This is a genomic window from Streptomyces colwelliae, assembly GCF_048158785.1.
In the GTDB taxonomy this organism is placed as follows: Bacteria; Actinomycetota; Actinomycetes; order Streptomycetales; family Streptomycetaceae; genus Streptomyces.
Window position 1 is genome coordinate 1 of the sequence record NZ_JBLTJC010000366.1, and the last position, 10,093, is coordinate 10,093.

The 10,093-nt window shown below is 71.3% G+C and carries 11 protein-coding genes and 1 pseudogene; 8 read left to right on the top strand and 4 right to left on the bottom strand.

The annotated features are described in order from the left end of the window. Positions 1-38: 38 nt before the first annotated feature. From ACNFOC_RS43885 to ACNFOC_RS43905, 5 genes and pseudogenes are all read left to right on the top strand, one after another. A pseudogene (locus ACNFOC_RS43885) lies at positions 39-413 on the top strand (ATP-binding protein); the annotation flags it as partial. A gap of 434 nt (positions 414-847) precedes the next feature. Beyond that, complete coding sequence (locus tag ACNFOC_RS43890; protein WP_416964604.1) at positions 848-1,399, top strand: RICIN domain-containing protein; 552 nt, start codon at positions 848-850, stop codon at positions 1,397-1,399. 106 nt (positions 1,400-1,505) lie between these two features. Beyond that, positions 1,506-1,880, top strand: a complete 375-nt coding sequence (locus tag ACNFOC_RS43895) for a hypothetical protein (protein WP_416964605.1) — start codon at positions 1,506-1,508, stop codon at positions 1,878-1,880. A gap of 64 nt (positions 1,881-1,944) precedes the next feature. Then, entirely contained in the window at positions 1,945-2,475 is a 531-nt protein-coding gene (locus ACNFOC_RS43900) for a GNAT family N-acetyltransferase (RefSeq protein ID WP_416964606.1), read from the top strand. After that, positions 2,472-2,783 carry a hypothetical protein gene (locus tag ACNFOC_RS43905; protein WP_416964607.1) on the top strand — a complete coding sequence of 104 codons (312 nt, stop codon included), beginning with the start codon at positions 2,472-2,474 and terminating at the stop codon, positions 2,781-2,783. Before ACNFOC_RS43900 ends, ACNFOC_RS43905 begins: the two co-directional genes overlap by 4 nt. 42 nt (positions 2,784-2,825) lie before the next feature. On the opposite strand, the gene ACNFOC_RS43910 is transcribed toward ACNFOC_RS43905, so the two are convergent. Continuing rightward, a complete protein-coding gene (locus tag ACNFOC_RS43910) occupies positions 2,826-3,923 on the bottom strand; it encodes a mechanosensitive ion channel family protein (protein ID WP_416964608.1) in 1,098 nt (365 codons plus the stop codon). A gap of 348 nt (positions 3,924-4,271) precedes the next feature. On the opposite strand from ACNFOC_RS43910, the gene ACNFOC_RS43915 reads away from it, so the two are divergent. Beyond that, positions 4,272-4,808 carry an HNH endonuclease gene (locus tag ACNFOC_RS43915; protein WP_033284586.1) on the top strand — a complete coding sequence of 179 codons (537 nt, stop codon included), beginning with the start codon at positions 4,272-4,274 and terminating at the stop codon, positions 4,806-4,808. Positions 4,809-4,917: 109 nt separating this feature from the next. On the opposite strand, the gene ACNFOC_RS43920 is transcribed toward ACNFOC_RS43915, so the two are convergent. Genes ACNFOC_RS43920 through ACNFOC_RS43930 form a run of 3 tightly spaced genes read right to left on the bottom strand, consistent with a single transcriptional unit; the run spans position 4,918 to position 7,492 of the window. Beyond that, positions 4,918-6,267: an ABC transporter permease gene (locus ACNFOC_RS43920; RefSeq protein ID WP_416964609.1), complete on the bottom strand. Its 1,350-nt coding sequence runs from the start codon at positions 6,265-6,267 to the stop codon at positions 4,918-4,920. After that, positions 6,264-6,962, bottom strand: coding sequence for an ABC transporter ATP-binding protein (locus ACNFOC_RS43925; RefSeq protein WP_416964610.1), 699 nt, complete (start codon positions 6,960-6,962; stop codon positions 6,264-6,266). The genes ACNFOC_RS43920 and ACNFOC_RS43925 overlap by 4 nt, the downstream gene beginning before the upstream one ends. Beyond that, on the bottom strand, positions 6,959-7,492 hold the full coding sequence (locus ACNFOC_RS43930) for a PadR family transcriptional regulator (protein WP_416964611.1): 534 nt from the start codon (positions 7,490-7,492) through the stop codon (positions 6,959-6,961). Before ACNFOC_RS43930 ends, ACNFOC_RS43925 begins: the two co-directional genes overlap by 4 nt. 184 nt (positions 7,493-7,676) lie before the next feature. On the opposite strand from ACNFOC_RS43930, the gene ACNFOC_RS43935 reads away from it, so the two are divergent. Continuing rightward, positions 7,677-8,000, top strand: coding sequence for a hypothetical protein (locus ACNFOC_RS43935; RefSeq protein WP_416964612.1), 324 nt, complete (start codon positions 7,677-7,679; stop codon positions 7,998-8,000). Then, positions 8,001-10,093, top strand: a 2,093-nt coding sequence (gene malQ / locus ACNFOC_RS43940; protein WP_416964613.1) for a 4-alpha-glucanotransferase, incomplete at its 3' end; no start/stop codon positions are given.

Consider the following 10,093-nt stretch of genomic DNA (forward strand, 5'->3'; position numbering starts at 1 on the left):
CTGCTGCGCCTGCGTGACGCTGCTGGAAAGACCCAGCAACAGGCCGCCGCGCCGCACGGCTCGTCACCGAGTGGGGGCACCCGGCCCTCGCCGGTGATGTCGCCCTCGTCGTATCCGAGTTGATGACCAACGCCCTGTTGCACGGCAGCCTCCGAGACCGGCTCATCCGGGTCCGGATCACCGTCACCGGGATCACCCTTCGCGTCGAGGTCAGTGACCCGCGCGGCGAACGCTTGCCGAGTCCGTGCCCCGTGAGTGACACGGATCAGTTCGGCCGGGGATTACTTCTGGTCGGAGCCCTGGCTCACCGCTGGGGATGGGAGCCCCGTTCCGTTGGCAAGACCGTGTACGCGGAGTGGGTGCTCGGGGCTGACCCCGCTGCGGCGAAACCGCTCGTGGGTGCGAGCGAGTGAGCGTTCTCCAAGTCGTCTGTGTTTCTCGGAGTGGTACGGGCTGTCGTCATCGCCTCGTCCAGCGTTGGTGCGGGCGCGGCCAGTCCATCGCCCCCCCGGCGCGGAAACGGGAAGCTGCATAGCCGAACGGGAAGTCCAAAAGGCGCCCATCGATTCAGCGCCTTTGGTGAATGAGCCGTAGATGGTGCGCGCATTACTGGGGCGTTGGGGGAAGCGCGCCCTGATCACCACCTTGATTCGGCACCTTTTCCGCCCCGTTCCGATGAGCGGAACATGACACGACAACCGGTTCATCGCGACCCACGCTGTCTGCCGAGGGTTGGGAACTCCTGGACCGGTGTTGCGCAGGAGTTCCACCAGCCCCGGTCATAGCGTCGGCAGCACTTGTTGCCACGCTTCCGATCACCTGGGGGAAGTACATGAAGAGACGCGGAATGGTCAGCGCAATGCTGGCCGGCCTGATGGTCCTCGCGGCCGGCCTGGCCATGGGCGGCAGCGCCCACGCGGCCGGCGGGACGACGGATGTCGTACGGCCGCTCAATATCGGGGCCGCCTTCACACTCATCAACAGGGGGACCAACAAGTGCGCCGAGGTCGCCGGTGGCTCGCTGCTGGACAACACCCCGGTGGTGGAGAATGACTGCCTCGCCAACAACACCGATCCCAACCAGAACTGGTTGCCGGTGTCGGTCGGCGGGGGCTTCTTCAACCTGCGGAATGTCCAGAGCAACCTGTGCCTGGACTTCGCGAGCCCGGTGAACACAAAGAACGTCAAGCACCACACCTGCGGCAGCGATCTCTCCGAGCGGTGGCAGCTGGTCGTCTCACCGAACGTCCCCGGCTACCTCACGGTGGTCAGCGCGAACCACTCCGGCGGGCACACCTTCTGCCTCGATCTCCGGGACGGTTCGGCGGCGAACGGAACCCTGGTCCAGATCTATGACTGCCTGGGTGCCGTGAACAACCAGCTCTGGCGCCAGGGCTAGAGCCTGTCGTCGTAGTCTCGCCCGACAGCTACTGGGCGCTGGACAAGCGGCGGCGAACTCCCTCGGATACCCCCGACGGAGTTCGCCGCCTTGGGCCGTGTCCTGCGTGTCCGACCGGATCCGGGCCCGCTGGACGGCCCGGGCGTCGACACGAGCGCGCTGTTCTGGACAGCCCGGCGCTGCTGGGGGTCGTGGAAAGACCTGCCGCACCAAGACGCTCGCCTTCGACGAGGGCCGCCCCGAGATCCGCGAGGCCGAGACCGGCGCGGTGGGCGGCGACGACATCGAGCAGACCACCGCGGTGATGGGCGGCGCCGACTGGGAGCGCTGGACCACCCGACTCGCCGACCGGGACCTGCTCGCCGACGGCTTCACCACGGCCGCCCTCTCCCACATCGGCTCCCCGCTCACCGCGGCGGTGTGCTCGGGGCGCGGCCCATCTCCCCGGCCGGCCAACTCGCCGATCTGCCGTGCGCCTTGATCGGTGCGGCGTCACGGACAATCCCCGTGCGTTCCGGTCGCCCCGCGTGATACTCCTCCCTGCCATGACTGATCTTGTGGCAGAGCGGCTCGTGCTGCACTCGATGACCGTCGGAGAAGCCGAGCGAGTAGTCGTCGGCGAGCCGGACAGCGGTACCCGATGGGCGCCCGGATACCCCACCGACGGGGACGTGTTCGCCACCAGGCGCTTCCTGGGCACCTGTGCGAGCACCGGCGATCCCCAGCCGTTCGGCAACTACGAGATCCGTCGCCGCGAGGACGGTCGGGCGATCGGCGGCCTGGGCTTCCACGGACCTCCGGACGCGAACGGCAGCGTCACGATCGGCTACGGCGTCATCCCGTCGGCCCAGGGCCAGGGCTACGCCTCCGAAGCCCTCCGCGAACTGCTGCTGTTCGCGCGGACGCACGGAGTCACGTGCGTGAAAGGCGATGCCGACCACGACAACATCGCGTCCCACCACGTCATGCTGGCGGCGGGCATGCGGTCTGCCGGACAGGACGAACGCGTCAGATACTTCGAGATCACCTGGACCGACGCGACCCCGGTGAGTACGAGTGAGCAGGCGCACCGGTGAGTGAACTGTCCTGGTACGGCGTCCGATGCGTGTTCCGGCATCGCGAACTCGGCGTCTACGAAGAGCGGTTGACCCTGTGGCAGGCGTCCTCGCTCGACGAGGCGATCAGCCGTGGGGAGTTGGAGGCGCACGAGTACTGCGCGGACCTCGACGGCGTGGAGTACGCCGACTTCGCCGAGGCGTACCGGATGTTCGGTGAGCCGGGGGAAGGTGCCGAGGTCTTCTCGCTCATGCGGGAGAGCGGGTTGCCTGCCGGCGACTATGTGGGGCGGTTCTTCGCTACGGGGGCGGAGCGGACGGGGAGTTGAGCGTGGCCCCGGCCTCGGGGTCGGGCTCGACTCCCCGTACTACTACCGCGTCCCAGGCCGCTGTGAAGAAATAGGCGAAGTGGCCGCCACCTGAGGCGAATCCGAGTTCGAGTACACCGACGGGGCCGCGACCGCCGCCGTGGGGTCGTCCGGTTCGCCCGCGTCCTCTGTTGCCGTGCCCCCGCCCACGATCCGGATGTTCGCCTCGTCGAAGGCCCGCTTCACCCGCCACCGCAGCTCCCGCTCGACGGTCACCGACTTGCCCGGCATGGTCCTGGCGGAGAGGCGGACGACCATCGAGTCGATGAGGACGCTGTCGAGGCCGAGGACCTCGATGGGGCCCCAGAGGAGCTCGTTCCAGGGCTCCTCCTTGGTCATCTTCTCCGTGACGGAGTCGAGCGTGGCCTTCACCCGGTCCAGGTTCTCGGAGGCCTTCACGGTGACGTCGACGCCCGCCGTGGCCCAGCCCTGGGAGAGGTTGCCGATGCGCTTGACCTCGCCGTTGCGGACGTACCAGATCTCGCCGTTGTCGCCGCGGAGTTTCGTCACGCGGAGGCCGACCTCGATGACCTCGCCGGAGGCGACGCCCGCGTCGATCTGGTCGCCGACGCCGTACTGGTCCTCGAGGATCATGAAGACGCCGGAGAGGAAGTCCGTGACGAGGTTGCGGGCGCCGAAGCCGATCGCCACGCCCGCGACACCGGCGGAGGCGAGGAGCGGGGCGAGGTTGATCTCGAAGGTCGCCAACACCATCAGTGCGGCTGTGCCCAGGATCACGAAAGACGCCACCGAGCGGAGGACCGAGCCGATCGCCTGGGAGCGCTGGTGGCGGCGCTCGGCGTTCACGAGGAGTCCGCCCAGCGCCGTGCCGTCCACCGACTCGACCGTGCGGTTCATCCGGTCTATCAGCTTGGTGATCGCCCGCCGCACCGTCATTCTCAGCACCGTCGCGATCACCAGGATCAGCAGCACCCGCAGACCTATCGCCAGCCAGGTGGACCAGTTCTGCTCCACCCAGCTGGCGGCGTTGGTCGCGCTCTCCTGGGCGTCCTGGAGCGAGGGCACGGTCACCGCGGTCTCCGAGGGGGACGGCGACGGCGACGGCGTAGCGGCGGCCAGTAGGACGGCGGACAAGGACACGGCAGGTACCTCCAGGTGCTGCGGTCCGCCCCCGGCGCTGCGGTCAAGGTCGTACACGTCTTCGTACACGCGGTTCTAGGTCACGAATAGGTCACCGTAGGGGCAGACCCACCACACTATCGGGGCATCGTGTGTGGATCGTTGCCATGTTCGGGGGAGAGGCTGTGCTCAGCCGGGAATGAACAGGTGGGACGAACCCACACCCGTCCCGGCCCCGCATCACATGTGGTCGAAAACACTCCCAGCCCGTTACCGGGACATGGTGGCGCTTCCACCAGGCATGAGGGGAGACTGACTACAGATCGTCCCGGCGCGAGCCACGCGCCGCCGACGCACAAGGAGGCATCCGTGCCGCATGTCCTGGTCCTCAACGCGTCGTACGAGCCACTCGGCGTCGTACCGCTCCGCCGCGCGCTCGTCCTCGTCCTGGAGAACAAGGCAGTCTCCCTTGAGGAATCCGGCGCCTTTATGCACAGCGCAACCGTCACAGTCCCCGCACCCAGCGTGGTCCGGCTCAAGCGATTCGTACGGGTTCCCTATCGGGGGCCCGTTCCTCTCACCCGCCGGGCGCTCTTCGCGCGCGACGGGGGCCGGTGCATGTACTGCGGTGGCGTCGCAACCAGCGTCGACCATGTCATTCCGCGCAGCCGCGGGGGCAAGCACGCGTGGGACAACGTGGTGGCGTCCTGCCGCCGCTGCAACCACACGAAGGCCGACCGACACCTCTTCGAGATCGGCTGGCGGCTGCGCCACAAACCCGCCCCACCCACCGGCCTGGCCTGGCGCATCATCGGGACAGGTCATAGGGACCCGCGCTGGCTGCCGTACTTGCAGCCGTACGGCGCGGAGGACGCGATGGCCCGGATCGACGGCATCTCCGCCTGACGATCCGGGCTTTTGTGTACCCACTCCCAGGTGTACCCACCTCCCGGTGAGTACGGCGGCACAGCGGCACGGTCCGGCCCCGGGAACCCCCGTTCCCCGGGGCCGGCCGTCATGCGTACCGCAGCTCGCCCGGCCGCACCGACCGCCGCAGCAGCGGCAGTGACGTGGCCGCCGCCAGCACGCAGCACGCGTACACGCCGACCGGGACCAGCAGCGCGCCGTACGGCACCGGCACGTCCGCGTGCGACGAGACGGCGGCGCCGTACCAGAAGCTGATCGCCGTGCCGCCGAGGCCCGCCACCGCGATCGCCGGGAACAGCGGCAGCGCGGTCTCCAGGAGGAGCGCGCGGGCCAGTACGGCCTGCGGCACCCCGGCGGCGGCCTGCGCGGCCAGGCCCCGGCGCCGGGTGGCGAGGGACTCGGCGGTGCCCACGGCCAGGGCCGTCAGCACGAGCGCGAAGGCGACGAGGATCGCGGCGGCGGTGAGGTCGATGCCCGTCGTGTAGTAGGACATGCGCGTGCCGAGGTGGCCCTTGCGGCGCATCTCCTCCAGGTCCGCGAGCAGGATCTGCCGTACGCCCGCGAAGCCCGAGCCGACGACCGTCACCAGCAGCAGCGCCGCGTGGGTGCGGGCGGTCGACCAGGGGTCCTCGCGCATCCGCTCCGCCGCGATCAGCAGCGCGGGGTGCGAGGTGCCGGCCGCGAAGCCCTCACCCAGTTGGCGGGACGAGGCCCCGGAGAGCCAGATCGCGATCAGGCTGATCAGTACGGCCAGGACGAACACCGTCACCGGGGCGAGGCCGAAGTCGACGGGGCTGCCGAAGACCGGGGTCAGCGCGATCGCCACCGCCGTCACCGCCAGCAGCCGGGTCGCCGTACCGAACAGCCGCCCCGGCCCCCGCACCGGCCGTACCCGCCGCACCCGGCCCAGCGGATCCGCCACCACCCGGCGCAGCGCCACCGCGCTCACGACCGCCCCCAGCACCGGCACGGACACGGCGACCAGCACGACACCGGCCCAGGCGACGGCGTACGGCAGCAGCGGTACGACGGCCGCCGTCGCCACCACCGCACCGGCCAGGCACGCGAGCCCCGACTCCAGCGCCGCGATCCGCCGCACCTGCCACGGCCCGGCCCCCGCCAGCCGCAGCGCGGCCAGCCGCCGGTCCCGGTGCACCGCCCCGATCCGCGCACACTGCCCGAGGAACCCGAGCACCGGGATGAGCAGCAGGCCCAGCGCGAGACTCACGTTCTGCCGGTCACTGGGCGAGTCGAACAGCCCGGACCCGAAGGACACGGCGTAGAACCCGTCCAACGACCGCAGCGCTACGACGGCCAGCCCGATCCCCGTCGCCAGCGCGGCCCCGAACGCCGTGAGCCCGACCCGCCACCACTCCCGCCGGTCCGAACCCCGGGTCAGCAGCCAGGCCAGCCGCAGATCGGAACCCAGGGACCTCATACCGTCACCCCCGCCGTCGCCACGGTCCCGTCCGTCAGCCGGATCTCGCGGTCCGCGTACGCCGCGACCTGCGCGTCATGGGTGATCAGCAGGACCGCCGTACCGGACTCGCGGGCCGTGCTCACCAGGGCCGTCATCACCTGCTCGCTCGCCAGGGAGTCCAGCGCGCCCGTCGGCTCGTCCGCGAAGACGACCTTCGGAGACGTGACCAACGCCCGTGCCAGCGCGACCCGTTGGGACTGGCCGCCGCTCAACTCGCCCGGCCGCAGCTCCCCTTGCCCGCGCACCCCGAACCGCTCCAGCCACTCCCCGGCGCCGGCCCGGGCGTCCGTACGCGAGGCACCCGCGAGCAGCAGCGGCAGCGCGACGTTGTCGACGGCCGTCAGCTCCGGTATCAGCTGGCCGAACTGGAAGACCACCCCGAACTCGGTCCGCCGCAGCTCGCTCAGCCGCTTCTCGGGCAGCTCGTCCAGCCGCTCCCCGGCGTACGTCACCGTCCCCTCGTCGGGGCGGACGATCCCGGCCAGGCAGTGGAGGAGCGTGGACTTGCCGCTGCCGCTGGTCCCCGTGACGGCGAGGATCTCGCCTGCGCCCAGGTCGGCCGAGGCGCCGCTCAGCGCCCGGGTCCTGCCGTGCGCCTTGATGAGGTCACGGGCCGCGAGGAGCGGCACCGCCGTACCCCCGTTGTCGCTCATGATGTGTCGACCTCCGCGGTCAGAGTGGTCAGCCGGGCCGCCGTCGTCGCCATCCAACGGAGGTCCGCGTCAAGGTGGTTGAGGGCGTAGTCCGCCGAGAGAACGGTCGCCAGATCGGAGCCCTTGGCGGTCTTGACCGCCGTGAGCTCCCGCATCCGCTCCATGTGGGCGGCGCGTTGGGCCCGCAGATACGCCTCCGGGTCGCCGGCGGCCAGGATCGAGACGACGACCTTCGCGAAGATCTCGTTCGTCACGAAGGGCGCGGGCGGCGCGATCTCCCCCGCCCAGCGGGCGAGTTCATACGAACCCTCCGCCGTCGAGCGGTACGCCGTGCGCTCCGGGCCGCCGTCCGAGCCGGTGCCGTCGACCTCCGCGAGACCGTCCCTGACCAGGCGTTGCAGGGTCGTGTAGACCTGCCCGTAGGCCAGCGGGCGGGCCTGCGGGAAACGTTCGTCGTGGCGTCGCTTGAGGTCGTAGCCGTGGCTCGGTCCTCCGGCGAGCAGGCCCAGCAGGATGTGGCGGGTACTCATGGCGCTCAGTATGCACCGGATACATGTACTGAGTGAATAGCGATCGGCCGGAAAAGTTACGGGGAGTGGGGGGAGGGAGTGGCCGCAGTGCCACCTGTACTCCAACCTGGAGGTCTGCCGTCGCGCCCACTGGGTAGGGCTGCGGTGACCCGCCCGCACGCCCGACACGGACAAGGAGGCCCCCGTGGCCGCAGCATCGGCATCGCTTCCGCGCCCGGCCCGCTCCAAACGCACCCCGGAGCCGGCCGCCGACCTCGCCCCCGATCTCGCACCCGACCTGTTCTTCGTCGACTCCGGGGGAGCCTGGGCCGAGACCCCGCTGACCAGCGAACCGCCGCTGGCCGACGTCGAACCCCTCACCAGCGAGCCCCCGCTCGCCGACGCCACCCCGCTCACCAGCGAGTCCGCCACCATGGACGCGCCGCTCACCAGTGAGGCCGTCGCCTTCGACGACCCGATGGGCGGTGAGGTCGCCCCCTTCGCCGACCCGGACGCGACGAGGCCCTAGATGACCGCACCCCCGGCGGACACCCTCGGCGAGGACCTGTCCCGGCTCGCCGAACTGCACGGCGTCGCCACCGCCTACAGCCCCTCCCCGGACCACGCGGTTCCCGCCTCGGCCGTCGCGGTCGTCGCCGCGCTGGCCGCCCTCGGCGTCGACGCGAGCACCCCGCGGGCCACCGCCGCCGCGCTCGCCGCCCGCCAACAGGAGCTGGCCGAACGGCTGTTGCCGCCCACCGTCGTGGGCCGGTACGGCGCCGCGCCCGCCGCGCTCGACACGCTGCCCGAAGGCACCGTGCTGCACATCGAGACCGAGCAGGGCGAAGTGCGGGCCAGCGCCGACCAACTCCCGCCCGGCGTCCACCACTTGGCCGCCGCCGCGCCGGACGGCCGCACCGCCGAGGCCCAACTCGTCGTCGCCCCGGACCGGTTGCCCACGCCCACGGGGCGGTCGTACGGGCTGATGGTGCAGGTCTACTCGCTCCTCTCCCGGCACTCCTGGGGCATGGGCGACCTCGGTGACCTGGGTGAACTCACCGCCTGGGCCGGGCGATCGCTCGGCGCCGGGTTCGTGCAGGTCAACCCCTTGCACGCGGCCGTGCCTGGCGCGCCCACCGACCCGTCGCCGTACCGCCCGTCCTCGCGCCGCTTCCCCGACCCGGTGTATCTGCGGGTCGAGGACATTCCCGAGTTCGCGTACGTCGAGGAGGAGGGGCGGGAGAAGATCCGCGGACTCCTCGAACGCGCCGCGCGACTGCGCGAATCCGTCCTGGACAAGGACGCGTTGATCGACCGCGACGCCGTGTGGGAGCTGAAGCGGGCGGCGCTGGAACTCGTCCGGGAGGTCCCCCTCGGCCCCGGACGACGGGCCGCCTACGTCGACTTCCTCGCCCGCGAGGGCGAGGCGCTGGAGGACCACGCCACCTGGTACGCCCTCGCCGAGGTGCACGGTTCGAACTGGCGGGAGTGGCCGGCCGCCCTGCGTGACCCGCGCTCACCCGAAACCGCCCGCGCCCGCGCCGAGTTGATGGGCCGCGTCGACTTCCACTGCCGCCTCGCCTGGCTCACCGACGACCAACTCACCGCCGCGCAGAGGGCCGCACGGGAAGCGGGCATGCCGATCGGCGTCGTGCACGACCTCGCCGTCGGGGTGCATCCCGACGGCGCCGACGCCTGGGCCCAGCAGCGGTACTTCGCGGCCGGCATGTCGGTCGGCGCACCCCCGGACGCCTTCAACTCCCTCGGCCAGGACTGGGGGTTGCCCCCCTGGCGCCCCGACCGCCTCGCCGAGTCCGGCTACGCCCCGTACCGCCGCCTGCTTCGCGCCCTCTTCCGCTACGCCGGCGCCCTCCGCATCGACCACGTCATGGGCCTGTTCCGCCTGTGGTGGGTCCCGCAGGGACACCCGCCCACGGAGGGCACCTACGTCCGCTACGACGCCGAGGCCATGCTCGCGATCCTCGCGCTGGAGGCCTCGCGCGCCGGGTCGGTGGTGATCGGCGAGGACCTCGGGACCGTGGAACCGGGTGTGCGCGAGACCTTGCAGGAACGCGGGGTGCTCGGCACGTCGGTGCTGTGGTTCGAGCGGGACTGGGAGGGCGACGGGCGTCCGCTCGCGCCCGAGAAGTGGCGGGCCGACTGCCTCGCCACCGCGACCACCCACGACCTGCCGCCCACCGCGGCCCGGCTCACCGGCGAACACGTCGAACTCCGCGACCGGCTCGGCCTGTTGACCCGGCCGGTGGAGGAGGAGCGGATCGAGTCCGCCACCGATGTGGGGGAGTGGCTGGCGCTGCTGGCCCGGCTCGGCCTTTACGAACACGCCGAGGGCGGCGGCCGGCCCGCGTCCGAGGAGGAGGCCGAGATTCACGCCGTCCACCGTTTCCTGCTGCGCACCCCGGCCCGCATGATCGGGGTCTGGCTGCCCGACACCGTCGGCGACCGGCGCCCGCAGAACCTGCCCGGCACGTGGGACCAGTACCCGAACTGGCGGCTGCCGGTCGCCGACGCGGAGGGACGGCCGGTGACGCTGGAGGAACTGGCCGCGTCGCCGCGGCTGCACGCGCTGGTGGATGTGTTGCGGGTGGGGTTGGGGGAGGG

What these genes read in the sequence shown, in the direction of transcription:
- ACNFOC_RS43890 (WP_416964604.1), top strand. Translation starts at nt 848, where the DNA reads ATGGTCAGCGCAATGCTGGCCGGCCTGATGGTCCTCGCGGCCGGCCTG.
- ACNFOC_RS43900 (WP_416964606.1), top strand. Translation starts at nt 1,945, where the DNA reads ATGACTGATCTTGTGGCAGAGCGGCTCGTGCTGCACTCGATGACCGTC.
- ACNFOC_RS43920 (WP_416964609.1), bottom strand. Translation starts at nt 6,267, where the DNA reads ATGAGGTCCCTGGGTTCCGATCTGCGGCTGGCCTGGCTGCTGACCCGG.
- ACNFOC_RS43925 (WP_416964610.1), bottom strand. Translation starts at nt 6,962, where the DNA reads ATGAGCGACAACGGGGGTACGGCGGTGCCGCTCCTCGCGGCCCGTGAC.
- ACNFOC_RS43930 (WP_416964611.1), bottom strand. Translation starts at nt 7,492, where the DNA reads ATGAGTACCCGCCACATCCTGCTGGGCCTGCTCGCCGGAGGACCGAGC.